This is a genomic window from Carbonicoccus niuqiaonis (genome assembly GCF_050157065.1).
Taxonomy (GTDB): domain Bacteria; phylum Actinomycetota; class Actinomycetes; order Propionibacteriales; family Propionibacteriaceae; genus Avipropionibacterium.
The window spans coordinates 2,737,394-2,761,533 of record NZ_CP189573.1 but is presented as its reverse complement, the minus strand read 5'-3'; the positions used below and the strand labels follow the sequence as shown (position 1 = coordinate 2,761,533).

At 69.6% G+C, this 24,140-nt stretch carries 19 protein-coding genes; 6 read left to right on the top strand and 13 right to left on the bottom strand.

Annotated elements, in window-relative coordinates:
• Position 1: 1 nt before the first annotated feature.
• From ACQBAU_RS12675 to manD, 3 genes are all read right to left on the bottom strand, one after another.
• Positions 2–502: a DUF4442 domain-containing protein gene (locus ACQBAU_RS12675; RefSeq protein WP_434551607.1), complete on the bottom strand. Its 501-nt coding sequence runs from the start codon at positions 500–502 to the stop codon at positions 2–4.
• Complete coding sequence (locus ACQBAU_RS12670) at positions 499–2,475, bottom strand: acyl-CoA dehydrogenase family protein (protein WP_465256362.1); 1,977 nt, start codon at positions 2,473–2,475, stop codon at positions 499–501. The genes ACQBAU_RS12675 and ACQBAU_RS12670 overlap by 4 nt, the downstream gene beginning before the upstream one ends.
• A 106-nt stretch (positions 2,476–2,581) precedes the next feature.
• Positions 2,582–3,787: a D-mannonate dehydratase ManD gene (manD, locus tag ACQBAU_RS12665; RefSeq protein ID WP_465256363.1), complete on the bottom strand. Its 1,206-nt coding sequence runs from the start codon at positions 3,785–3,787 to the stop codon at positions 2,582–2,584.
• A gap of 88 nt (positions 3,788–3,875) precedes the next feature.
• Here manD and ACQBAU_RS12660 point away from each other — a divergent pair, with 88 nt between their 5' ends.
• From ACQBAU_RS12660 to holA, 3 genes are read left to right on the top strand one after another with little or no spacing between them, the layout of a single operon-like run.
• Positions 3,876–5,060 (top strand): enolase C-terminal domain-like protein, encoded by a 1,185-nt coding sequence (locus ACQBAU_RS12660; protein ID WP_465256364.1) that lies wholly within the window; start codon positions 3,876–3,878, stop codon positions 5,058–5,060.
• 13 nt (positions 5,061–5,073) lie between these two features.
• On the top strand, positions 5,074–6,042 hold the full coding sequence (locus tag ACQBAU_RS12655) for a hydroxyacid dehydrogenase (protein WP_434551611.1): 969 nt from the start codon (positions 5,074–5,076) through the stop codon (positions 6,040–6,042).
• 50 nt (positions 6,043–6,092) lie between these two features.
• Entirely contained in the window at positions 6,093–7,103 is a 1,011-nt protein-coding gene (holA, locus tag ACQBAU_RS12650; protein ID WP_465256365.1) for a DNA polymerase III subunit delta, read from the top strand.
• 100 nt (positions 7,104–7,203) lie between these two features.
• Here holA and rpsT read toward each other — a convergent pair whose 3' ends face one another.
• From rpsT to ACQBAU_RS12635, 3 genes are all read right to left on the bottom strand, one after another.
• On the bottom strand, positions 7,204–7,464 hold the full coding sequence (rpsT, locus tag ACQBAU_RS12645) for a 30S ribosomal protein S20 (RefSeq protein WP_465256366.1): 261 nt from the start codon (positions 7,462–7,464) through the stop codon (positions 7,204–7,206).
• Positions 7,465–7,647: 183 nt separating this feature from the next.
• Positions 7,648–9,600, bottom strand: coding sequence for a hypothetical protein (locus ACQBAU_RS12640; RefSeq protein ID WP_465256367.1), 1,953 nt, complete (start codon positions 9,598–9,600; stop codon positions 7,648–7,650).
• On the bottom strand, positions 9,588–11,423 hold the full coding sequence (locus tag ACQBAU_RS12635; protein ID WP_434551615.1) for an outer membrane protein assembly factor BamB family protein: 1,836 nt from the start codon (positions 11,421–11,423) through the stop codon (positions 9,588–9,590). The genes ACQBAU_RS12640 and ACQBAU_RS12635 overlap by 13 nt, the downstream gene beginning before the upstream one ends.
• A gap of 169 nt (positions 11,424–11,592) precedes the next feature.
• Here ACQBAU_RS12635 and lepA point away from each other — a divergent pair, with 169 nt between their 5' ends.
• Positions 11,593–13,440, top strand: a complete 1,848-nt coding sequence (gene lepA, locus ACQBAU_RS12630) for a translation elongation factor 4 (protein ID WP_465256368.1) — start codon at positions 11,593–11,595, stop codon at positions 13,438–13,440.
• 13 nt (positions 13,441–13,453) lie between these two features.
• Here the strand turns inward: lepA and ACQBAU_RS12625 are convergent, their stop codons facing one another.
• Positions 13,454–14,740: a cytochrome P450 gene (locus ACQBAU_RS12625; RefSeq protein WP_465256369.1), complete on the bottom strand. Its 1,287-nt coding sequence runs from the start codon at positions 14,738–14,740 to the stop codon at positions 13,454–13,456.
• Between the two features lie 189 nt (positions 14,741–14,929).
• Between ACQBAU_RS12625 and ACQBAU_RS12620 the strand changes: the two genes are divergently transcribed.
• A complete protein-coding gene (locus ACQBAU_RS12620) occupies positions 14,930–16,423 on the top strand; it encodes an aldehyde dehydrogenase family protein (RefSeq protein WP_465256370.1) in 1,494 nt (497 codons plus the stop codon).
• Positions 16,424–16,515: 92 nt separating this feature from the next.
• Here the strand turns inward: ACQBAU_RS12620 and ACQBAU_RS12615 are convergent, their stop codons facing one another.
• The 5 genes from ACQBAU_RS12615 to ACQBAU_RS12595 all read right to left on the bottom strand — a co-directional run bounded on the left by ACQBAU_RS12615 (position 16,516) and on the right by ACQBAU_RS12595 (position 21,809).
• On the bottom strand, positions 16,516–17,358 hold the full coding sequence (locus tag ACQBAU_RS12615) for a Gfo/Idh/MocA family protein (protein WP_434551619.1): 843 nt from the start codon (positions 17,356–17,358) through the stop codon (positions 16,516–16,518).
• 110 nt (positions 17,359–17,468) lie between these two features.
• Complete coding sequence (locus ACQBAU_RS12610; RefSeq protein WP_434551620.1) at positions 17,469–18,365, bottom strand: hypothetical protein; 897 nt, start codon at positions 18,363–18,365, stop codon at positions 17,469–17,471.
• Between the two features lie 169 nt (positions 18,366–18,534).
• On the bottom strand, positions 18,535–19,905 hold the full coding sequence (locus tag ACQBAU_RS12605) for an ABC transporter substrate-binding protein (RefSeq protein ID WP_434550776.1): 1,371 nt from the start codon (positions 19,903–19,905) through the stop codon (positions 18,535–18,537).
• A 109-nt stretch (positions 19,906–20,014) separates the two neighbouring features.
• On the bottom strand, positions 20,015–20,833 hold the full coding sequence (locus ACQBAU_RS12600; RefSeq protein WP_434550775.1) for a carbohydrate ABC transporter permease: 819 nt from the start codon (positions 20,831–20,833) through the stop codon (positions 20,015–20,017).
• A 58-nt stretch (positions 20,834–20,891) separates the two neighbouring features.
• Entirely contained in the window at positions 20,892–21,809 is a 918-nt protein-coding gene (locus tag ACQBAU_RS12595; RefSeq protein ID WP_434550774.1) for a carbohydrate ABC transporter permease, read from the bottom strand.
• 86 nt (positions 21,810–21,895) lie between these two features.
• Between ACQBAU_RS12595 and hemW the strand changes: the two genes are divergently transcribed.
• Positions 21,896–23,167: a radical SAM family heme chaperone HemW gene (gene hemW / locus ACQBAU_RS12590; RefSeq protein ID WP_465256371.1), complete on the top strand. Its 1,272-nt coding sequence runs from the start codon at positions 21,896–21,898 to the stop codon at positions 23,165–23,167.
• A gap of 19 nt (positions 23,168–23,186) precedes the next feature.
• Here hemW and ACQBAU_RS12585 read toward each other — a convergent pair whose 3' ends face one another.
• Positions 23,187–24,077: a DUF3097 domain-containing protein gene (locus ACQBAU_RS12585; RefSeq protein ID WP_465256372.1), complete on the bottom strand. Its 891-nt coding sequence runs from the start codon at positions 24,075–24,077 to the stop codon at positions 23,187–23,189.
• Between the last annotated feature and the right edge of the window lie 63 nt (positions 24,078–24,140).

Below are 24,140 nucleotides of genomic sequence, written 5' to 3'. Positions count from 1 at the left end.
TTCAGGCGGGTGCGACGCGCGGCTTCTTCCGACGGACGTACAGCTGTTTGCGCACCCGGGCGACGACCGTGCCGTCATCGGTCACCACGTCGGTCTCCAACCAGCGCAGCACCTTCGAGTTGTCGGCGGCCGCCGTGCGCAACTCGTCGAGCAGGTCGTCGGTGACCTCGAAGCTGGCCCGCACGGTCTCCCGGCCCGGTGCGACGAACTCGATCTCGCCGGCCCTGTCCCACACCACGTAGTCGTCACCGAGATTGCGCAGCACCATCACCATCCAGAACGGATCGGTCATCGAGAACAGTGAGCCGCCGAACAGTGTGCCGACGTAGTTCCGGCTCAACGGCCGCAGGTGGAGGGCAACCCGGGCACGGCGGAAGTCGTCGCTCAACTGCTCCACGACGATCCCGCTGAACAGGAACGGCGGCCAGACGTTCAGGAACCGCCGTACCACCGTCGCATTGCCGCCCATCGACTTCCAACTGGGCAGCTTGGGCAGCTTCACGGTTGCGCGTCCGAGAGCAGCTCGGCGCCGAGGATCTCCTCGGGGATGGCGAAGCCGTCGACCAACAGGCGGGCGTACGGGCGGAGCTCGCGACACAGTTCGTCCACCTCGGCGATGATCGCCTTCGACCGACCCGGGCTGAGTTGATCATGCTCCAGGAACCACGCCCGGTCGGCCTCGATGGTCGACAACACGTGGAGGTCGCAGACCTTGGACAGCAACCAGGGCAGCGATCCCTCGACCTGGGCGGCACCGTCGTCGGAGTGGCTCGCCCGATCGATCGCGGCGACGAACGCCTCCAGCACGACCCGATCCATGTGCACCTCGGCGGCCCGGAGCAGGTGGTGGGCCACGGCGTTCGCAATCTGTTCCGGATCCATGCCCTGGGAGCTGGCCGAGCGCATCCGACGCGCCAAGGTGTCGAGCGTGTGCTTCTCCCGGGACTCCATCAGCTGCAGGTGCCAGCCGCGATGGCGCAGGATCTGATCATTGCCGGTACGCGGCATCGCATCGATCAGTCGTTGCACCAGACCGCGGGCGGTGGTCCGCTCGATCACCGTGTCCATAGCCGAGCCGGCGACGAACTTCACCATGCCGAGGCTGTCGAGGTCACCGAAGTGGTCGCGGTAGTTGGTGAGCAGGCCACGACCCAACAGCTGCAGCAGGACGACGTTGTCGCCCTCGAAGGTGGTGAACACATCGGTGTCGGCCTTCAGCGAGGGCAGCCGGTTGGCCGACAGGTAGCCGGCGCCGCCGCAGGCCTCGCGGCAGGCCTGGATCGTGGCGGTGGCATGCCAGGTCGACACCGCCTTCGTCCCGGCGGCCCAGTTCTCCAGCAGGCGTTGGCGGTGCGGATCCACCTGCTCCCCACGCTGGCGGGCGGTGAACACCTCGTGCAGTTCGTTGACCAACTCCTCCTGGGCGAACCCGAGTGCGTACGTGTGGGCGAGGGGGATCAGCAGCCGCCGCTGGTGGGTCGCGTAGTCGAGCAGCTTGGTCTCGGTCTCGCTGTCGCGGGGAGCGAACTGGCGACGCCGTTCGGCGTAGCGGACAGCGATCGTCAAGGCGGTCTTCGATGCCGACAGCGCGCCACCCGAGACGCTGACCCGACCCTGGATGAGGGTGCCGAGCATGGTGAAGAAGCGGCGGGACCGGCTCTCGATCGGACTGCTGTAGCTGCCGTCGCGGGCCACGGACGCGTACCGGTCGAGCAGGGCCGTACGAGGTACCCGGACCTGGTCGAACACCAGGCGACCGTTGTCGACGCCGTTCAGTCCCGCCTTGCGGCCCGAGTCGCTGATCGTGACGCCGGGCATCGGGTTGCCGTCCTCGCCGCGGATCGGCACCAGCAGACAGTGGACGCCCAGGCTCTCACCGGACGTGTCGGCATGGTCGGCCGTGTGCAGCTGTGCGAACACGGCGGCCAGCTTGCCGTCGCGGGCTGCATTGCCGATGAACTCCTTGCGCGCTTCGGGTTCGGGGGTGTTGATCACGAACTCGTCGGTCTCCGGATCGAACACCGCCGTGGTCCGCAGCCCCTGGACGTCGGAGCCGTGGCCGGTCTCGGTCATCGCGAAGCATCCGGGGGTGGACAGGTCGAGCACCCCGGGCAGGTAGGTCTCGTGGTGGTGTCGCGTGCCGAGGTTGAGGATGGCGCCGCCGAACAGCCCCCACTGCACGCCGGCCTTCACCAGCAGCGAGAGGTCGCCGAAGGCGAGCATCTCGAAGGCCACCGAAGCGGCTCCGGTGTCGGCCCGGCCACCGAACTCCTCGGGGAAGCCGAGTCCGGGGTATTCGACCTCGGGCAGTGCGGCCAGTTGTTCGGTCGTACGGGCACGGTTCTCCTCGGTGGTGAGGCCGTACGCCGGGTGGAACCGGTCGTCCTTGAGGATCGTGGTGCGGGCGCGCTCGCGGATCTCGGCCCAGCGCCCATCGGTGAAGGTGCTGATGTCGTCGGCTGTCAGATCACTCATGACCCTATGTTACCCGTCGGTAGCTTCGGGTGGTAGGCCGACCCGACACGTCCCTCGAGCTCGTCCGACACGCCCCTCGAGCTCGTCAAGAGGCGACGGGCCGGACTCACCAGTCGTGGACCGAACCGTCCAACCGTCGGTTCACCGGAAGGTACTTGCGGTTGTACGGGAACCGCGCGGCGGCCTCCTCGTCGAAGGTGACCCCCAGGCCGGGTTCGTCACCCGGGTGGAAGTAGCCGTCGCGGAACTCGGCCGAGGTGTCGAACACCTGCTCGGCCCCTGCCGGGTGGTTCATGTGTTCCTGGATGCCGAAGTTGGGCACCGTCAGGTCGAGGTGCAGTGCTGCGGCGAACGCGATCGGGGAGAGGTCGGACGGTCCGTGCGAACCGGTGCGGACGCCGTACAGCTCCGCCAGCGAGAAGATGCGACGCAGATGGGTGATGCCGCCGGCATGGGTCACCGACGTCCGGATGTAGTCGATCCAACGGTTGGTGATCAACTCCTGGCAGTCCCAGATCGAGTTGAACACCTCGCCGACGGCGATCGGTGTCGTGGTGGCCTCGCGGATGATCTTGAACGCCGACTGGTCCTCGGCCGGTGTCGGGTCCTCCATCCAGAACATCCGATACGGCTCCAAGGACCGACCCAACCGGGCTGCCTCGATCGGGCTGAGCCGGTGGTGCACGTCGTGCAAAAGGTGCACCCGGTCGCCGAAGCTGTCCCGGATCCGCGCCATCATCTTCGGCGCGAAGTCGAGGTACAGCCCGGTGTCCCACACGTCCTGGGCGGGGAGGGAGCCACCGGCCGGTTCGTACGCACCGGACTTGCTGACCCCATAGGTCGAGTCGAGCCCGGGGATCGCGCACTGCGCCCGGACCGCAAGGTAGCCCTGGTCGACGTGGGCGGAGAAGTCGGCCTCCAAGGCGTCGAGGTCGGTGCCGCTGGCATGGCCGTACACCATCACGCCGTCCCGGACCGCACCACCGAGCAGTTGGTGCACGGGCAGCCCGGCAGACTTGCCCACGATGTCCCACAGCGCCATGTCGACCGCCGCGATGGCAGTCATGGTCACCGGGCCTCGCCGCCAGTAGGCGCCGCGGTACAGGTACTCCCAGGTGTCGGTGATCCGTCGGGCGTCCCGGTCGATCAACAACGGACAGACGTGGTCGCGCAGGTAGGCCGCCACCGCCAGTTCGCGGCCGTTGAGGGTGGCGTCACCGACACCGATCACGCCGTCGCCGGTCTCGATCACCAGTGTGACGTAGTTGCGACCGGGGCTGCTGACCACCACCCGAGCATCGGAGATCTTCATGGGACGACCCTACGCCGGGTCGCCGACCGGGAGACGCTAGAGTCCGGAACCCAATGTTCGTAATGCATTTCATGATGAGTGGGTTGACGTGACAACTCAGGTCCAGCTGGTTCGTGAACGACTGGGCGCCCCGTTCGGCTTCAAGGGTCGTCAGGTCGAGGAGCTGTGGCAGGTCGTGGTTCGCCTGGCCGGAGATGATCATGGGTTCGCCGGGCAGGGGATCGGCGTGCAGAGCCCGATCTGGTCCGATGCCGCGGTGGCGGACCGGCACGGCATCGACGGTGCCAATGAGGTGATGTTGGCCATCACCCGGGCCGCGGTCGAGCTGGCCGATGCCGAGCCGGTGGCCGCACCCGACGCGGTGCTCGCGGCGATCCTGCCGAAGCTGGCCGAACGGGCCCGCGAGCTGGCGGGGACGCCGGCGTTGCGGGAGACGTTCGTGCTCAACGCCCTGGTCCCGCTCGACGTCGCGCTGTGGCAGCGGTGGGCCCGTCGGCTGGGCACCACCGACCCCGCCGACGTCGTCCCCGACGAGACGAAGGCGGTACTCGCGACCGAACCGCACCCGGTCGAGCTGATGCCGGCGATCGCGTACGGCACCGACGACGCCGAGATCGACCGGTTGGCCGACAGCTCCGCGGTGTTCAAGATCAAGTTGGGGGCCGACCCGCACGGGGACGGCAACCCGCTCGCCCGACTCGCCTGGGACATCGGCCGGATGGCGGACCTGCATGAGGTGGTCGGTGACCGACCGGTGCAGTACTACCTCGACCTGAACGGCCAGTACGACAGCCTCTCGGAGGTACGACAGCTGCTCGAGGGCATCGCGGCCGCCGGAGCGGGGGAGCGGGTGGTCCTGCTGGAGGAGCCGCTCGACGAGACGAACCTCGCCGACGTCTCGGGTCTGGGTGTGCTGGTGGCCGCCGACGAATCGGCACACGGCCCCGACCACCTGCGCCAGTTGGCCGATCGTGGGTACGGTGCCGTCGCCTTCAAGCCGAGCGGCAAGACGCCGTCGGTCACGTGCGCCATGATCGCCGAGGCGCATCGGCTCGGCCTGCACGGTTTCGTCGCCGACCTGACCGCCACCCCACTGCTGGTGGAGTGGAACACCTGGTTCGCCGCCCGGCTGCCCGCGCTGCCCGGCCTCGACGTCGCGGTGATGGAGAGCAACGGCGCCCAGAACTACGCCCGGTGGGACGAGCTCGTCGACCGACTCGGCGAACCGACCGACCTGTTCACCCGTACCGACCATTACCTGACCGACTACTGATGGGATCCTCCGCATGAAGATCGCCGTACTCGTCGACCCCGCGAAGTTGTCCGCCGTGTTCGCCGAGCAGAGCCTTGCCGACCTGGCGACCCTGGGAGAGGTGACCATCTCCGACGGGGACCACCTGGCCGCCGCCCGCGGGGCCGAGGTGGTGATCACCTCGTGGGGGTCGCCGAAGCTCGAGGGGGAGTTGCTCGCCGCCACCGACGCCAAGCTGCTGATCCACGCGGCGGGCTCGGTCAAGCCGGTGGTGTCGGACGAGCTGTGGGCCCGTGGCGCCCGGGTGACCTCCTGCACCAAGCCGTTGGGACAGGGCGTCGCCGAGACCGCGTTGGGTCTGACGATCGCCGGGGTGAAGAACTTCTTCGAGGTGAGCCGCGTCGTCGCCGACGGCGGTTGGAAGGAGGGCTACGACCGGATCCGCGAGCTGTCCGACCTGCGGGTCGGCGCGATCGGCGCCGGGTGGGCCGGCCGACACTACCTGTCGCTGATGCAGGCGTTCGACGTCGAGTTGGTCACCCACGACCCGTTCCTGTCGGCCGAGCGGGCCGCCGAGCTGGGCGCCCGCAAGGTCGAGCTCGACGAACTGTTGTCGACCTGTGACGTGGTGTCGATCCACGCCCCGTCGATCCCCGAGACCCGGCACATGATCAACGCCGAGACGCTGGCGTTGATGAAGCGGGACGCGGTGTTGATCAACACCGCCCGCGGTTCGATCATCGACGAAGCGGCACTTGCGGCCCACGTGTCCGGCGGCGGCCTGCGGTGGGCCTTCCTGGACACCTTCGACCCCGAGCCGCCGGCCGTCGACAGTCCGCTGCGCTCGTTGCCCAACGTGGTGTGCCTGCCGCACCTGGCGGGGCTCACCAACAACGGCAAGCTGCGGATCGGCAAGCACAGCGTGGCCGAGCTGCGTCGCTTCCTGGCCGGTGAGCCGATGGAGTGCGAGACCACGCAGGAGGCGTTGGCCCGTACGGCCTGAGCCGCCGCCATCGTCGGGGACTGTCCGAGCGGACTGGCATGCTTGGGCCCATGGCAGCGTCCCGGTCCCGTACGAGTTCCCGATCCGCGGCCGGCGACCCCGAGGGGCCCGTCTTCGGCCGGGTGCTGTTGGTGACCGGCCCCGAGTCGTTGTTGGCCGATCGTGCGGTGGCGGCGGCGCTGGAGCGCGCGCGGACCGAGTCGCCGGAGGTCGAGACGACCGAGGCCGAGGCCGAGTCGCTCGACGCAGGCCGGCTCGCGGAGATCACCGGCGGATCGCTGTTCGCGAGCCGCCGGGTTGCGGTCGTCCGGCGGCTCGCCGACCTACCAGCCGAGCTGTCCGACCAGGTGATTTCGTTGGCCACCGATCCCGACCCCGACATCGGGGTGGTGCTCGTGCACGGTGGCGGCAACAAGGGCAGGGGTGTCGTCGACAAACTGAAGAAGGCCGGCGCCGACGTCGTCGACTGCCAGCCCCCGAAGGCGTGGGAGCTGCCGCAGTTCGTCAAGGCGGAGTTCCGACGTCACGGCGATCGGGTGGACGACGAGGTCGGGCAGGCGTTGGTCCAGGCGGTGGGTCACGACCTGCGCTCCCTGTCGGCGGCGATCGCGCAACTCCACAGTGACGCCGAGGGCGCCATCACCGCCGAGCTGGTCGGCCGCTACTTCGGTGGCCGCAGCGAGGTGACGAGCTTCGCGGTGGCCGATGCCGTGTTGGCGGGGCGCACCAATGTGGCGTTGGAGCAGTTGCGGTGGGCGTTGGCCACGGGCGCCGCGCCGGTGTTGATCACCTCGGCGCTGGCGATGAACCTGCGTGGCCTGGGGAAACTGGTCACCGCGGCCGGGGGCCAGCGGGACGCCGACCTGGCGAGGGACGTGGGCGTGCCGGCGTGGAAGCTGAAGACGATGCGGGCCCAGGCTCGGGGGTGGGACCAGCGGGGGCTGGCGACGGCGTTGACGGTCGTGGCGCGGACCGACGCCGACATCAAGGGTGCGGCCGAGGACGCGGGCTATGCCCTGGAACGAGCGGTGCTGGAGATCGTCCGGGCTCGGAGGAGCTGAGCCCGACGGCGATCAGCAGGACTGCCGACCAGCTGGCCTGACGACCCGTCGGTCAGCGCCCGACGTCGGTCAGGGGTGCTTCGGTCAGGGGAAGCGTCGGTCAGAGCGCGGCGGCGCGGGAGGCAACGGCCGACTTGCGGTTCGCAGCCTGGTTCTGGTGGATGACGCCCTTGGTGGCGGCCTTGTCGAGCAGCCGGTTCGCCCGGACGGCGAGCTCCTGCGCCTTGGCGGTGTCGCCGGCGTCGGCGGCCTCACGGAAGCTACGGACGGCGCTCTTCAGGCGCGTGCGGACAGCCTTGTTGCGCTGCCGTGCCTTCTCGTTGGTCTTGATCCGCTTCTGCTGGGACTTGATGTTCGCCACAGGGCATGCCTTCGTCTTCAGGGAATGATGAAATCGCGACACCTCGCACCCCGCGGGCGACGCGACGAGCAACTCTACCAAAGGCCCCCGATCCGACCAACTTGTCGCGTTGCCCCAGCCACGATGCCCCAGCCACGATGCCCCTGGGCGAGGCCCCTGGGCCCACCGGCCGTCGCGGATTCCTCAGACCGACCGGTCGAGTGGGGGCATCGGCGTCCACGCCGCTGCGGGGTGCCCGGTCCCGTCGGATTGCCCGGTCGGTTTGCGGAATCCACCTGCGCCGTCGACCCCGCCCGGCCGGTCCGGATCGCCAGCCCGGCCCGGACCACCCGTCCGGTTCGGATCGCCGGCCCGACCCAGACCCACCGTCAGGTCCGGAGCACCGTCCGCGCCACCCGGGACGGTTCGGAGCCCGGCGACCAGTCCGGCCGCGGTGGCGACCAGGATCGCGGTGCCGAGCACCTGGTCGCCGAGGCCGGCGGCCAGGTCGAGGCCACCGAGCTCCGGCCGTCGGGCCAGCGCGTTGTAGGCGATCACCAGCACCGTCAGCAGGGTGAGCGCCATCAACGACAGCGCTCGGACCACAACGGGGAAGGTGCGGTTGCCGTTGTTGGCCCCCGAGCTGCCGGTCAGCAGCGACCACACGATGCCCCACACCAGCACACCGACAGCGGTGCCGAGAAGCTCCTCGAGCGGTTCACCGAGCAGTGTGCGGTGGTTGAACAGCACCAGCAACAGCAGCAGGGCGGACAGCGTCAACGCCCGCCGGGTGGTCAGGCGACGCCGTACGAGCAGCAGCACCAGCAGCACCAGTGCCGCGACCGTGGCGAGCAGGATGAGGAGCTCGAAGTCGGGAGCGCCGCTGAACCGCGGCCTGGTCAGCACACCGAGTGGGGTGGCCAGCAGCATCACCCCTGACTCGGCCAGCACCAGAGCGGGGATCACCCGCCGTCGCCGGGCGAGCCGGACGGCCACCACACCGAACACGACCGCTGCCAGTCCACGGATCACGCCCACGAAGTCGCCGGTGGTGACGAAGTCGGTACTCAGCCCGGTGCCGGCCAGGTCGGGGAAGAGTGCCAGGAGGAACGTGATGCCGATGACGCCGATCATCACCGGCACCGCTCCGGCCAGCACCACGACCCCGACGGGGAGGCCGAGATCGGCCGCGTCCTCGGCGACCTGGTCGGGGTCGGGCGGGGTCCGGGCCAGTCGGACGATGCCCCACGCCACGCCGGTGAACGCCACCAGGAACCCGATCGTGACCAGCCAATTGGCCCAGGTGTTGCGTACGGGGTCGAGGTTGCGCACGGTCAGCACCGACTGCACCACCCGGCCGGTGACCAGCAACCCGAGCAGCACCCAGACCCAGCGTGCCGACATCGAGCGCCCGACCACCCCGGTGGCCCGGGTGGCGACGGTGGCGGTCACCCCGGCCGCCGCGGCGCCACCGGCGAACGCGGTCGGGTAGGCGAGGATCGAGAACATCTGGATGGTTCCGGCCAGCTGCTGTGCCAGTGGTTCGAAGCCGAGGGCACGGGAGAGTTGGTTGCCGCTGATCGCCACCACGGCGATGGCGCCGAGCACCACCAACATGACCGGGAACTCCCACCAGCGCATCGGGCGTCGGTGCCACACGACGGCGAGCACGATCAGCAGCACGATGAGGACGAGCAGCAGCAACGCCGGGAGCGGGCCGGAGATGGCCAGCAGGATCCCGGAGAACAGGCACCACACGACGACCGTCGTGACCCCGATCAGGGTGAGCCACCACCGGCCGTGGATGCACGCCACCAGGAAGAGCGTCATCACGACCAGGCTCAGCCCGTACAGCAACCACACCAGGTCCTGCGGGATCACCCCGTCGCGGTAGGTGTCGATCAGTGTCAGGCGTGCCCGCAGGGGCCCGGCGAACAGGACGAGCACCGCCGCGACCCCGATCAAGGCGTAGCAGACGGTGACCACCGCGGTGACGCCCCGGGGCCACCCCGAATCTCGGAGCCGCCCCTCGGCGACGGGTTCGACCACGATCCGCTTCACCAGGCCGTGTCCGACGCCGACCAGCCGGCCCAGTCCCGATCGCACCCTCGGGTCAGCTCCCCGGGCCAGGCCAACCTCGTCGTTCAGGACTGCCATGTCATGGCCTTCCAGGCCGAACCCCACACCAGCCAGGGTTCGTGGTCCGACCCCGACACCTCGAGCGAGACGGAGTCGTACGGGATCTCGAAGCTCGAGCGCTCCCGATGGTCGGCTCCGATCACCCGCGCGACGCCGACGTTCCAACAGACCAGGTCGTCCCGGTGCCGGGTCAGGTCGGGGCAACGGTACGGAGCGGTGCCGGCGACCCGACCGGCCGGGTCGACGAACAACAGCCCCCCAACCGTGGCCAACACCACCTCGTCGTTGTGCCACAGCAGGGCATCGGTGGCCGAGTCCAGGAACAGCTGGGCGGTACGGCTCCCGTCGCCGAGGTCGTGACGGGCCAGTACCTGTCCGTCGGCGACCCAGACGGCCCCGGCCGCGATCAGCAGGTCGGACCGGTAGTCGGAGACGGTCGTGTCCCAGCGGGACGCCCCGGTGTCGGCCTCCAGCAGCGTCAACGAGAAGTCCATGCCGATCAGGGCCACCGACGACCCGCCGACGGCGAGCGTGGCGATGGAGCCACTGCTCAGGTCTCTGCGCCAGCGTTCGGCGCCGGTCCGGAGGTCGACCGCCAGCACCGTCCCGGCGAGGTTGGCGAACACGATGGCGGTGTCGTCGAGCCGGCGCGGGGCGGCCTCGACGACGTCGGCCAGGTCGTTCACCCAGAGCCGATGCCCGGTCCGGGTCGACCACGCCACCACCTGCCGCCGCGAGGTCGTCGCCACCACGACCTCACCGAAGATCGTGGCCGTCATCACCCGGCCTCCGGGGTGCAGGGACAACCGGGGTCGCAACGTGTCGCCGTTCCGGGCGAAGACGACCAGGTCGCCTGCGTTCGAGACGCGGATCAGGCCGCCGTCGGGGGTGGGCAGCGGTGGGAGCGGCTGCGCCGTACCCCACATGGGTTCGAACCTTTCGCCGATCGGGTTGCCGACCGTCGCCAGCGGCGTTTCCTGCCACGTGTCGGGGGAGGTGTCGGGGGTGCGGATCACGGTGTCGACCGGGGGCAGCACCGATGCACCGACCGAACGGGGAGCTCCGTCGATCAGTCCGGCCTCGGCGACGATGCCGCGGCCGGGGCACCAGTCCCGGACGACTGCTTCGGTGTCGGGACCGATGGTCACCTCACCGGCCACCCGCACGCAGTCGTCGGCAAGCCCGCTGGACCGGAGCTCGGCGTGCCATGGCGTCCCGTCGGTGGTGACGCCGGTCTGTTGCCACTGCCGGTCGGGCTCGGCACCGGCGGGCAGCAGCACGATCGGCGGGAGGAAGGCATGGGGCTCCGGGTACGACCGGCCGATCAGGGCGATGGCCTCGTCGACCAGGTAGCCCTCGACCTGCTGGTCCCGCTGCAGTTCGCCGTCGGCCGGGACACCGGCGCCGCTGGCTGGGGTGATCAGCCGGCGCCAGACCGTGGCACCGACGAGGGCCTCGCCGACGCTGCTGATGGTGAGCCCGCCGAGTTTCCAGCCCATGGCCTGACTGGTGGCCGGCCCGGGGCCGAGGGAGGTCTCGACGTGGACCGCATCGCCGCCCGTACCTCCGGACCCGCCCCGGTCGGCAGCGTGCAGGGTGAGGGCGTCGCCGTCGGTCGGCAGGAAACCGTTCACCCCGCCGGTGTTGGCCACCCCACGGGGGACCAGTTCGGCCGCGCCGATCACGCCGAGCACCAGGGCCGTGACCACGCAGACCACGACCACGGCCACCCGGTGCGGCACACGACTGCGCCGCCAGGACGAGGTGGCGGCGTAGGAGTTCCAGTCCTGTACGGGGAAGGGCGCCCACGGCTCGCGAACGTCTCCGCCGCTGCGACTCATGGGCTCATGATGGCAGCCCGGCCCGGCCAGTGGCAGCAAGGCCGCCCGGCTCCGACACAGTTCGTTATCGAGGGCCGCACGTGGGAAGATGGTGTGTCCTGCCCGGTCTCCGCGACGTCGGGCACCCCAGCACCCGTCAACGTCAACACCGTCAACCATGGAAGGCGGCATGAGCGCACCCGCACCCGGTCGTACCGAACCGGCGGTGATCCGGAACTTCTGCATCATCGCCCACATCGACCACGGCAAGTCGACCCTGGCCGACCGGATGCTGCAGTTGACCGGTGTGGTGGACGAGCGGGTGATGCGTGCCCAGTACCTCGACCGGATGGACATCGAGCGCGAACGCGGCATCACGATCAAGTCGCAGGCGGTACGGATGCCGTGGACGGTCACCGGCCCCGACGGCGACACCACCCACGTGCTGAACATGATCGACACGCCCGGCCACGTCGACTTCACCTACGAGGTGTCGCGCTCCCTGGCGGCCTGCGAAGCGGCGGTGCTGCTGGTCGACGCGGCGCAGGGGATCGAGGCGCAGACCCTGGCGAACCTCTACCTGGCGTTGGAAGCGGACCTGCACATCATCCCGGTGCTCAACAAGATCGACCTGCCCAGTGCCCAGCCGGAGAAGTACGCACTCGAGCTGGCCAACATCATCGGCTGCGATCCCGACGACGTGTTGAAGGTGTCGGCCAAGACCGGCATGGGCGTGACTGAGCTGTTGGACGAGATCGTCCGGCAGACCCCGCCGCCGGTGGGGAACGCCGAGGCGCCGGCCCGGGCGTTGATCTTCGACTCGGTCTACGACACCTATCGCGGCGTCGTGACGTACGTCCGCGTGATCGACGGCCAACTGAGCCACCGGGACCGGGTGTTGATGATGTCGACCCGGGCGAGTCACGAGACCTTGGAGGTCGGGGTGATCTCCCCGGAACCGACCAAGGCGCAGGCGTTGGGCGTGGGTGAGGTCGGCTACCTGATCACCGGGGTGAAGGACGTTCGCCAGTCGCGGGTCGGTGACACGATCACCACCTCGGGTCGGCAGGCCACCGAGGCGCTGGGTGGTTACCGGCATCCGAACCCGATGGTGTTCGCCGGCCTGTTCCCGATCGACGGCGCCGACTATCCGGAACTGCGGGAGGCGTTGGAGAAGCTGCAACTGAACGACGCGGCGCTGACGTACGAACCGGAGACCTCCGGGGCACTCGGCTTCGGCTTCCGGATCGGCTTCCTCGGCCTGCTGCACATGGAGATCGTCCGGGAACGGCTGGAGCGCGAGTTCAACCTCGACCTGATCTCCACCGCGCCGAACGTGGTGTACCGGGTGGTGCTGGAGGACGGTGCCGAACACGTGGTCACCAACCCCAGCGAGTATCCGACGACCGGCAAGATCGCCGAGGTGTACGAACCGGTCGTGAAGGCCACCCTGCTGGCCCCGGCGGAGTACATCGGCACCATCCTGGAGCTGTGCCAGGCCCGCCGCGGCGTACAGCAGGGGCTGGACTACCTCTCCGAGGACCGGGTGGAGATCCGCTACACGCTGCCCCTCGCCGAGATCGTGTTCGACTTCTTCGACGCCTTGAAGTCACGGACCAAGGGGTACGCCAGCCTCGACTACGAGGAGGCCGGCGAGGAGGCGTCCAAGCTGGTGAAGGTCGACATCCTGCTGCACGGTGAACCGGTCGACGCGTTCTCCGCGATCGTGCACACCGACAACGCCTACAACTACGGACTGGCGATGGTGGGCCGGCTCAAGGAGCTCATCCCGCGGCAGCAGTTCGAGGTCCCGGTGCAGGCCGCCATCGGCAGCCGTGTCATCGCCCGGGAGACCATTCGCGCCATCCGCAAGGACGTCCTCGCGAAGTGCTACGGCGGCGACATCAGCCGTAAGCGCAAGCTGCTGGAGAAGCAGAAGGAGGGCAAGAAGCGGATGAAGATGGTGGGCCGTGTGGAGGTGCCGCAGGAGGCGTTCGTGGCGGCGCTGTCGACGAACGAGCCCGCCGAGAAGAAGTAGCCGCCGACCTGGGTCAGGCCACGATGCGAACCGGGACCTGCCGTGGTCCGCGCAGCACGGTGGTCTGCCGCATCGGGGCGCGGCCGGTGGAGGCCAGGCGGGGGAACCGGGTGGCGAGTTCGCGGATCGCGATGGTGGCCTCGAGGCGCGCGAGCGGGGCGCCGACGCAGTAGTGGGCGCCGGCGGAGAAGGCCAGGTGGTCGGCTTCCTTGGTGCGGGTCAGGTCGTAGGTGTCGGGTCGGCTGAACACCTCCGGGTCGCGGCCCGAGGCGCCGATCAGCGGGACGACGTGCTCGCCGGCGCGGACCGGGTGGCCCCCGACCTCGGTGTCAGCGGTCGCGGTGCGTCCGGTGAGCTGCACCGGCGGGTCGTACCGCAGCGTCTCCTCGATGGCGGCCCCGGCGAGGTCGGGATCCTCGGCCAGCATGGACCACTGGCCGCTGCGGTGGAGCGCCAGCACGGTGTTGCCGATCAGGTTGACCGTGGTCTCGAAGCCGGCCACCAGCAGCAGTCGACACAACTCGAGCAGCTCCTGGGTGGTCGCCGCGTCCTCCGGGGCTGCGGCGAGGTCACTGATCAGGTCCTCCTGCGGGGCGACCCGGCGAAGCTCGAGCAGGCGGCCGAAGACCTGGCCGAGTTCACGGTCTGCCTCGTCGAGGGCGCGGGCGTGGCGGACCGACCGGATCCCGTCGAGGGCACTGGCGATCGCGTCACCGTGGCGGCGGAACGCGGCCTGGTCCTCGACGGGGATGCCGAGCAGGGCGGTGATCACCTCGATCGGCAGCGGTGCCGCGAAGTCGGCGACGAGGTCGAAGTCGCCGGCGGCCTCGGCCCGGTCCAACAGCCGGTGCACGGTCGTGCTGATCATGGTCTCCAACGCCTTGATCCGGCGCGGGCTGAAGGCAGGTGTCACGAGTCGGCGGAGCCGGGTGTGGTCGGGCGGATCCAACTCCAGCAGCGACAACGAGATCCCGATGTCGGGTTGCCCACCCTCAGCGGCGACGCCGAATGCGCGGGAGCGCAACACGTCCCCGCAGACGCGGTGGCTGGTGGAGACCTTGACGCCCAGCCGGGTGGGCACGATGGGCCCCCGGGAACGGAGCTCGGCGTAGACGCCGTACGGATCGCGCCGGCCTCGGGGCAGGAACAGCTTCGCGGTCGGGTCCCCCGGCAACACGCCCAGGCCCCACAGCACGGCCCCTTGCCCGAGCAGCCGGGCGGCCAGCCCGATGGTGTCGGACAGCCGAGGGGCGGTGCCGATGGTGCTCGGAGTCTGGCTGGTGCCGGTCGAGGTCGCCATGGCCACCATTCTCCATCCCGCGCCAAGGCTGCGGCGGGCCGTTCGGCGACGTGGGGCACGATGGAGCCAGGACCCGATCCACCAAGCTGTCCCACTGATCCCACGAGGATTCCGGCGATCCCACCAGGACCTCCGACGATCCCACCAGGACCTCCGGTGGGACAGCCGAGCTGACAGGCAGGAACCACCGTGACGGACACGCACACCACGCAATGCCCGACCGGCCCCGGACGTGCGGCCCGGACCGGCGAACAGCTGACCGCCTACCCGCAGCCCACCCCGGCCCAGGTGGCCGACACCGTACGGACCGCGCGCGAGGCGGCGGACTGGTGGGCCGGGCTGACCGCGGCACAGCGGAAGCGGCGGCTGTTGGCGTACAAGCACGAACTGGTGGCGGCGCGGGACGAGTTGGCGACCATGATCAGCACCGAGGCCGGCAAGCCGATGGCCGATGCGATGGTCGAGGTGATGATCAGCATGGTCCACCTCGACTGGGCGGCCCGCCACGCCGGCCGGGTGATGCGTCGCCGTACCGTGTACCCGGGACTGCTCGGGCTCAACACCTACGCGACGGTGGAGCGTGAGCCGTACGGGGTGGTCGCGGTGCTGGGGCCGTGGAACTACCCGTTGTTCACCCCGGGTGGCTCGATCTGGTACGCCCTCGCCGCCGGCAACGCGGTGGTCTTCAAGCCCAGCGAGTACACCCCCGGTGTCGCGGAACTGCTGGCCCGGTTGTGGTTGCGCGCCAACCCCGAGCGACCCGTGCTGCAGTTCCTGTCCGGTGACGGTCGGGCCGGTGCGGAGTTGATCAGGTCCGGGGTCGACAAGGTCGCGTTCACCGGATCGACCGCGACCGCCAAGAAGGTGATGGCCCAGGCCGCGGAGTCACTGACACCCGTGGTGCTCGAGTGCGGCGGCAAGGATGCGGCGCTGGTGGCCGCCGACGCCGACCTCGCGGCGGTCGCCAAGTCGGTGGCCTTCGGCGCGTTCAGCAACGCCGGACAGACCTGTGCCGGGGTGAAGCGGGTCTACGTCGTGGACGAGGCGGCCGACGACTTCCTGGGTGAGCTCGACCGTGAGCTCGACGGGATCCGGGCCGACGCGGACGTGGCAGCCCCGTACGGACCGATGGTGCTGCCGCAGGGACCCGACGTGGTGGCCGACCACCTCGCCGACGCGATCAGCCACGGGGCCCAGGTCCGGCACGGTGGCGAGCATGCGTTCCACCGACCGTTCGTGGACCCGATCGTGGTGGTCGACGCCCCGGAGGACTCGGCGGCGGTGTCGGAGGAGACCTTCGGGCCGCTGCTGGTGGTCAACCGGGTGCCCGACCTGCCCGAAGCGGTGCAGCGGACGAACGCCAACGCGCTGGGCCTGACGGCGAGCATCTGGACCGCCGACGTCGCCGCAGCCAAGCAGTTGGCCACCCGACTACGGGTGAGCACGGTCACGATCAACACCGCAATCGGGTTCATGGGCACGCCGACGCTGCCGTTCGGGGGTCGTGGCGCCTCAGGGTTCGGCCGGATCCACGGGGACGACGGCATCCGGGAGTTCAGCGTGGCGAAGTCGCGGAGTCGGTTGCTGTTCGACCTGCCGATCGACGTGATGACCCTGCGCCACCCGGAGGGCAACGTCGACCGCGTCAGTGCCCTGGTGCAGCTGCTGCACGGCCGGCGCTGACCGGTCCGGAGACGACGGGACCCCGGCGCCCACGGGCATCCCCGTGCGGGGATGCGCCGGTGGACCCGGGGTCTCGCGCCGTACGGGGGACCTCAGAGCTGCGAGGTGATGGCCTCGAGGAGCTGGATCGGACGCAGCAGGGTGGCGTCGTCGATCGGCGCCTTGCCGGTCTTCAGCATGTCGACGAAGAGGTCGAGCATGGGGGCGTTGTAGTCCTTGCCGAGCGTCAGCGGCGTCTGGGTGATGCCGTGCCGGCCCACGACCGTGGCGAAGAACTTGACCTGGCCCTCGTCGTCCTTGGTGATGAACGAGATGGTGGTCGGCACGCCGCCGATGGTGGTGCTGGCGATGATCGAGCCTTCGCCGCGGACGACGGTCACGTCACCGAAGTCGGCGTCGCCACCGATCTGCAGGGCGGCCTCGATCTCGTGGATGCCGTAGAACGACAGGCCCGAGTACTCCGAGTCCGGGTCGGCGGGACCGAAGACGTGGATCGCGGCGGTGGCGCCACGGTCGGCGGTGGCCGAGCTCAGGTCGGCCATCTCCGGCACGTTGCGCAGTGCGGACGAGGACACCAGCAGGGCGTTGTTCTCCTTGGCGGCGTCGAGCATGGCCTGGGCGTCGGCGACCGAGGCCGCGAGCGGCTTGTCGACCAGCACCGGCATCCCGGCCTTCAACAGCGGCAGCGCCTGCTCGGCGTGCTTGCCGCCGTCGCGGGTGCAGATGATGGCGGCGTCGACCTTGCCGACCAGGTCGGCGGGCTCGGCCACCAGCTCGGTGATGCCACCGGCCTCCTGCAGCTTGGCCTGTCGGTCCGGCTCACCCCCGACGAGGTGGGTGATCTTGAAGTCCGGGTGGCGATCCTCGGAGTTGAGGTGCCGGACGAAGTGGTCGACATGGCTGTTCTCGATGCCGATGACGCCGATGGTGGTCACGATGAATCCTCACGTATGGCTGACTCCGCCGTCCGCTGCGGCGGCCACGCCAGACGCTAGCAGGGATGCAAGCGATTGCGAGCAGTGGGTCACGGACCGATCAGACGTGTTCAGGGCAGGTCGGTGATGTAGCAGGGGTCGACCGGAACGAGGGTGAACCGTTGGAAGCAGGCGGTACGGCCCGTCTGCAGCTCGGAGTCGAAGCCGCCCGACACCGACACCCCGACCAGTCGTGCGTCGCGCGAGCGCGCCTCGTTGCGGGTCTGGTCGAACCACTCCGAGAACGCGGTGAACTCGCCGGCGTTGCGGATCGTGCCGCCCAGGACGTGGAAGCTGTCCGAGCCGTTGCGGAACCGCAACGGGTCGCCCGAGACCCGCAGGATGTCGACGTCGGTGACGGTCACGTTGTCGGCGTCGTTCGCGGCGTAGATCGCGTGGACGAGGGCCAGCTGCTCGGGGACGTTGACCAGGTTCCTGAACACCGGCCGGTTGACCACGACCCCGTCGACGTTCTGGATGCTCAACGCGGCGTAGCCGGTCCCGACCGGGGAGAACGCCGTACCGATGTGGTCGAACCGGAGGTCGTCGAGGGTGACGTCGGTGGCGCCCTTCACCTGCAGGCCGTTGGTGGCGTGGGTGAAGCGCAGGTTCCGTACGGTCAGGTTCATGTCCGCCCGCGCCGTGGTCGGAATGATCTTGACCATGTAGTCGGCGAAGTCGTCCTGCCCGTTGAACGTCGCGATCCCGCCGTCGGCGCCGATCGTCGTCGGGTGTGTCGAGTGGTACGTCCATCGCGTTCCGACCTCGAGGTACTCACCCGGCTGCAGGTGCACCTGCACCGCCGTGTCCGGAGCCAGTGCGGTCAGGTGGGCGTTCGCCCGGGCCAGGCTGCCGAACGGGTTGCCGCGGGTGCCGTCGCCGGCGGCACCCCCGTCCGGTGCGACGTACACGTGCGTGACCGGTTCGGCCGCGCCGGCGCTCGGTGCTGTCGTCAGGCCGGCGAGCACCAGCAGCAGGGCACCGAACAGTCGGGGCAGGACACCAAACGTTCTGGACGGGACACCAGACGTTCTGGACGGGACACCAGACGTTCTGGACGGGACACCAAACGTTCTTGACGGGACACCAAACATGGGGGGGGACTCCTTCGTCGGTCGGGTTGCAGCGTAGCGGCCTTCAGCCGGCCATCGCCTTGTTGGCCGCCTCCTGTGCCTGTGTGAGGGCTTCGGCCACCGGCATCCGGCCGAGGAACATCTCGTTGAAGAACGGCTTCCATGCCTCCAGCGCCGCCCCGTAGTTGGGGCCGGTGGGAGCTCCGATGGACTCTCCCTTGCCCTGCTCGGCGAACTGCGACGGGTCGACGTCCTGCTCGGCCCAGTAGTCGGTGAACCCCTGTTGGGCCCCGGCCACCGCCGGGAGTGCGGCACCGGTCGTCCCGATGTGGGTGGCACCCTCGGCCGAGCCGAGCCAGCGCAGCACCGCCGCCGTGGCCTCCGGGTTCTTGCTGGCCGCGTTGCCGGCCACCACGACGTTGTTGACCACCGAGATCCGGCCCTCCGGACCGGCCGGCATCGGCACGATGCCCCACTCGAACTCGGCGCCGTCGGCGACGTTCTTCAGGTTGTAGATGCCGGACTGGAACAGTGCGATCTTGCCCTGCAGGAACTGGTCGCGGGTGAAGTCGCCGTTGTCGTTGGTGTTGGACGCGGCGGGGGAGACGTGGTGCTTGTTGATCAGGTCCACGAGGTAGCCGAAGGCGACCCGGCCGGCCTCGGAGTCGAAGATGAACTCCGCGTCGGGCCCTTGGAAGTCGCCGCCGGCCGACCCGAGGAAGTTGTAGTAGATGCCCTGCAGGTCCTGGGCGGCGGAGTAGCCCCAGGTGCCGGGCTTGGTGCCGTCGAAGCCTGCCTCGTCGCCACGCTTGCCGGCCGCGTCGACGGTCAGCTTCTGCAGCACCGGCAAGAAGGTGTCGGCCGAGCCGCCCCAGCTGAGGTCGGCCAGGTCGTCGGGTGTCAGCCCGGCATCCTTGAGTAGGGTGGCGTTGTAGTAGATCGCGATGCCACCGTCGGTCAACTGCGGCACACCCCACAGCTTGCCGTCGGAGCTGTACTGCTCCACCGCCGGCTGGATCCAGTCGGCCTTGAGGTCGTCGAAGTCGGCCCCGATCTCGATGATGTTGCCGTTGGTGATGTAGGGCTCGATGTAGGAGCCGTTGATCATGAAGATGTCGTCGGCGTTGCCACCGCCCACGTCGGTGCGCAGCTTGGTGAAGTAGTCGGCCCACGGCACCAGCGTGGTGGTGACGGTGATGCCGGGTTCCTGCTCGGCGAACGCGGCCAGGCCGGCCTCGTACGCCTGCTGCACCTGCTCGTCCCAGAGCCGGATCGTGACGGTGCCGGTGAGCCCACCGCCCTCGCCGGAGCCCTCGCCACCGGGGTTCTGCTGCTGTTGCTGTGCCGGGGAGCAGGCGGCGAGCCCGGCGACCGCCAGGCCGGCGGTGCCGGCACCGGCGAGCAGGGTACGGCGGGAGAACGGGTGGGTGGTCATGACTGCTCCTTGGTGTTGACGAACTCGGTGTTGACGAACTCGGTGCTGATGAACTGCGGGTTGACGACGTGCAGGTGGGACTGTGCGTTGCGGGACGGGGATCGGCTGCTCACTTGAATCCCGTCAGCGAGATCGAGTTGACGATGTGGCGTTGGAAGATTGCGAACAGGATCAGCAGTGGTGCCATCGCCACGGTGGTGGCGGCCATCACCAGCGTCCAGTTGGCGTTGTACTGGGTCTGCAGTGCAGCGGTGGCGACCGTGATCACCTGCCAGTCGGGTCCGGTGGTGATGATCAACGGCCACATGAAGTTGTTCCAGTGGGTCACCACGGTGATGATCGCGAGGGTGGCGATGATGGGCTTCGACAGCGGCACCACGATCAGCCACAGGATCCGCCAACTGCCGGCCCCGTCGACCCGGGCGGCCGACAGGATGTCCTCGGGGATGCCGCGGAAGTACTCGCGCAGCAGGAACACCGCGTACGGCGACCCGAACACGAACGGCAGCACCAGCGACCAGAACGTGTTCCGCAGGCCGAGTTGGGTGAACATCGTGTACAGCGGGATCACCGTCACCACCTGCGGCACCATCATCGTTGCCAGGTAGATCCAGAACAGCGTGTCGCGACCCCGGAACTCCATCCGCGCGAAGGCGTAGGCCGCCATGATCGAGAACAGCAACTGCCCGACCAGGAGCACCGCGACCACCTGGGCGGTGACCGCGACCGGGGAGCCGAAGCCGCGCTCGGCGAACAGCCGGGCGTAGTTCACCGTGCTCACCGGATCGGGCGGCGCCAGCGCGCCTTCGGAGGCGAACTGCTGTGGTGACTTCAGCGAGGTGGCGAAGCTGAGCAGGAACGGCCCCACGGTGATCACCGCACCGAGCAGCAACACCGCGTACGTGATCACGGCCGACAGTGGCGACACCCGGCGACCGGCGAACCGGACGGGGACGGCGATCGACGACCGTGCTCGGGATGGGGGCTCAACTGAGGTCATACGTCACCCGCTTGGCGAAGAACCGTTGCTGGGCGACGGTGACGATGATCAGCACCACGAACAGCACCAGCGCCATCGCCGAGGCCCGGCCGAAGTTGAACGCGCCACCGAACGCCTCGAGGTAGATCCGGGCGGCGATCACGTCGGTCGCCCGCTGCGGTCCACCGTTCGGGGTGAGGGCGTAGATCTGGTCGAACGCCTGGAAGCTGGAGATCACACCGGTGACCAGGACGAAGAACAGCGTCGGCCCCAGCAGCGGCACCTTGACGTGCCACAGCGTCTGCCAGGCGTTCGCCCCGTCGAGCGCGGCCGCCTCCAGGAACTGCTGCGGGATCCCGGCGAGGCCGGCCATGAAGAACAGCGTCACGTACCCGACCTGGGACCAGATGCTGACCGTGGCCACCACCGGCAGCGCGAGTTCGGGGGTCGTCAGCCACTCGACCCCTGTGCCGAGCAGCGCGTTCAGCGCGCCGTCGTACGGGGCGAAGATCCACTTCCACACCACGCCGAGCGCCAGCGGGGCACAGATCCACGGGATCACGTACAGCACCCGGAAGACCGGTGACCCGGGCAACCCGCGCGACAGCAGCAGCGACATCAGCAGGCCGAGCGCCGTCTGGGTCGGGATGACCATCAGCACGAACAGCACCGTGACCAGCATCGAGTGGCCGAAGGTCGGCTCGCTGAGGATGCTGATCCAGTTGTCGAGGCCGACCCAGGCGATCGGGCTGAGCAGGTCCCAGGTGTGGAAGCTGAGCCACGTCACGACGAAGATCGGCAGCACCAGGAACGCGGCGATCCCGGCCAGGCTGGGTGCCAACAACGCCCACGCGAGCGGGGTCTCACCCCGCCGCAGGCTTCGTGGGGTGCGAGGGGCCCGCACCCGGTGCCGTGCTTTCGTCACGAGGAAACAGCCTAGTTGAATTTTCTATGGCCGGGCAGCATCCCGTCGGCGATGATCGCCTCGCGTCGGCCACGTAGGGTCGAACGGTGACTCCCGGCCCTCCGCCCGACGGCGACCCAGCCCCGCTCGACGGGACGCTGCCGGCCGCCGCGCTGACCGAGGTGGCGGGCCGGCCGCTGTCGGTGTACGTCCACGTCCCGTACTGCCGGACCCGATGCGGCTACTGCGACTTCAACACCTACACCGCGGCCGAGTTGGGCACCGGCCCGGGCGCCAGCCGCGACACCTGGGCCACCGCGGCGGTCACCGAGCTCGACCTCGCACGACGGGTGCTGCCCGAGGTGGCCGGGGTGTCGACGGTCTTCTTCGGTGGCGGTACGCCGACCCTGCTGCCGCCCGCCGACCTGGCCGCGGTGCTGGCCGCCATCGACGACCGGTTCGGGTTGTCACCCGATGTCGAGGTCACCACCGAGTCCAACCCCGACTCGGTGACCGCGGCCGACCTGGCGCAGTTGCGGGAGGCCGGGTTCAACCGGATCTCGTTCGGGATGCAGTCCGCGGTGCCGCAGGTGCTGCGGGTGCTCGACCGGGAGCACACCCCCGGCCGGGCCGTCGAGGTCGTCGCCGAGGCGCGGGCCGCCGGGTTCGACTCGGTCAGCCTGGACCTGATCTACGGCACCCCCGGGGAGTCCGCAGCCGATTGGCAGACCACCCTCGACAGCGCCTTGGCCGCCGAACCTGATCATGTCAGCGCCTACGCCCTGATCGTGGAGGAGGGGACCCGGCTGGCGGGCCGGATCCGGCGCGGCGAGCTGGCCATGATCGACGACGACGTCCAGGCCGAGCGTTACCTGCAGGCCGAGGAAACCCTGGTGGGCAAGGGATTTCGCGCATACGAGGTGAGCAACTGGGCGACCGACGAACGGCACCGCTGTCGACACAACATCGCCTACTGGCGGTCCGACCCGTGGTGGGGGGTCGGACCGGGCGCCCACAGCCATGCCGGTGGGGTGCGGTGGTGGAACCTGCGCCATCCCGCGGCCTGGGCGGCCCGGGTGATGGCGGGCGAGTCGCCGGCCCAGGCGCGCGAGCTGCTGGACGCCGGCACCCGCCGGGTCGAGTTGATCATGCTCGGGCTGCGGCTCGCCGACGGGCTCGAGCTGTCCCTGTTGACCGAGAGTGAGCGGGCCCGGGTGCCGGCGATCGTGGCGGCCGGGCACGGTGTCGTGCACGGGGACGTCGGGGACGGGGACGGGGACGTCGGGGAAGGGGACGTCGGGGACGGGCGGGGGCGGTTGTCGTTGACCCTGTCGGGACGTCTGCTGGCCGACGGGATCGTCGTCGACCTGCTCGACTGACCTGCGCCCGCCGACCGCGCTACGGCTCGCCGACCTCGTGGTCCATCGTCACGAAGTCGATCAGCCGCTCCACCTCGGTCAGCAGCGGGCGCTCGAGGTCGCCCCAGCCCGACACCTTCGACAGGATGTGCTGCCACACCCGGGCGATGTCGGCCTGGTCGGCGTGCGGCCAGCCGAGTCGGGCGCAGGTGCCGGACTTCCAGTCGGTGCCACGCGGGACGTCGGGCCAGCCGGGGATGCCGACCGACGTCGGCTTCACCGCCTGCCAGATGTCGATGAAGGGGTGGCCGGTCACCATCACGTACTCGCCGTGCGGCCCGCTGCGGACCTGCTCGGCGATCCGCGACTCCTTGCTGCCCGCGACCAGGTGGTCGACCAGCACGCCGAGGCGCCGACCCTGCTCGGGGGCGAAGTCGGCGACGATGCCGGTCAGGTCGTCGATGCCACCGAGGTACTCCACGACGACGCCGACGTGGCGCAGGTCGTCGCCCCACACCTTCTCGACCAGTTCGGCGTCGTGGCGGCCCTCGACGTAGACCCGGCTCGGCAGCGCGACCTTCGCCTTCTCGGGCCCGGTGTTGCGCGAGCCCGAGGCCGTACGCGCCGACGCCCCGGTACCCGACCGCATGGCCGCGGCACCGGTCCGTCTGCGGACGGGGGCCTGCAGGGCGACCGGCTTGCCGTCGATCCAGAAGCCTGCCCCGAGCGGGAAACTGCGCTGCTTGCCGCGGCGGTCCTCGAGGACGACCAGACCGTTCTCCCAGCGCGTCACCGCACCGCAGAACCCGGTCGTCACGTCCTCGACGACCATGCCCACCTCGACGACGGTCTTGACCGAGGTCGGTTTGCCGGCACGCTGCCAGCCGCGGGCCAGGACGTCGCCGCCGTAGCGGTCCGTTGGGGAAGTCACCGGGCCACGGTAGGCCGCAACCTGCCCGTGGCGGGTGAGGCGCGGCGGGGACCGTGCGGGCCG

Coding starts and splice junctions, on each gene's coding strand:
- holA (WP_465256365.1), top strand. CDS start 6,093: ATGGCAGCGTCCCGGTCCCGTACGAGTTCCCGATCCGCGGCCGGCGAC.
- ACQBAU_RS12635 (WP_434551615.1), bottom strand. CDS start 11,423: ATGAGTCGCAGCGGCGGAGACGTTCGCGAGCCGTGGGCGCCCTTCCCC.
- ACQBAU_RS12670 (WP_465256362.1), bottom strand. CDS start 2,475: ATGAGTGATCTGACAGCCGACGACATCAGCACCTTCACCGATGGGCGC.
- ACQBAU_RS12640 (WP_465256367.1), bottom strand. CDS start 9,600: ATGGCAGTCCTGAACGACGAGGTTGGCCTGGCCCGGGGAGCTGACCCG.
- ACQBAU_RS12625 (WP_465256369.1), bottom strand. CDS start 14,740: ATGGCGACCTCGACCGGCACCAGCCAGACTCCGAGCACCATCGGCACC.
- lepA (WP_465256368.1), top strand. CDS start 11,593: ATGAGCGCACCCGCACCCGGTCGTACCGAACCGGCGGTGATCCGGAAC.
- ACQBAU_RS12605 (WP_434550776.1), bottom strand. CDS start 19,905: ATGACCACCCACCCGTTCTCCCGCCGTACCCTGCTCGCCGGTGCCGGC.
- ACQBAU_RS12655 (WP_434551611.1), top strand. CDS start 5,074: ATGAAGATCGCCGTACTCGTCGACCCCGCGAAGTTGTCCGCCGTGTTC.
- manD (WP_465256363.1), bottom strand. CDS start 3,787: ATGAAGATCTCCGATGCTCGGGTGGTGGTCAGCAGCCCCGGTCGCAAC.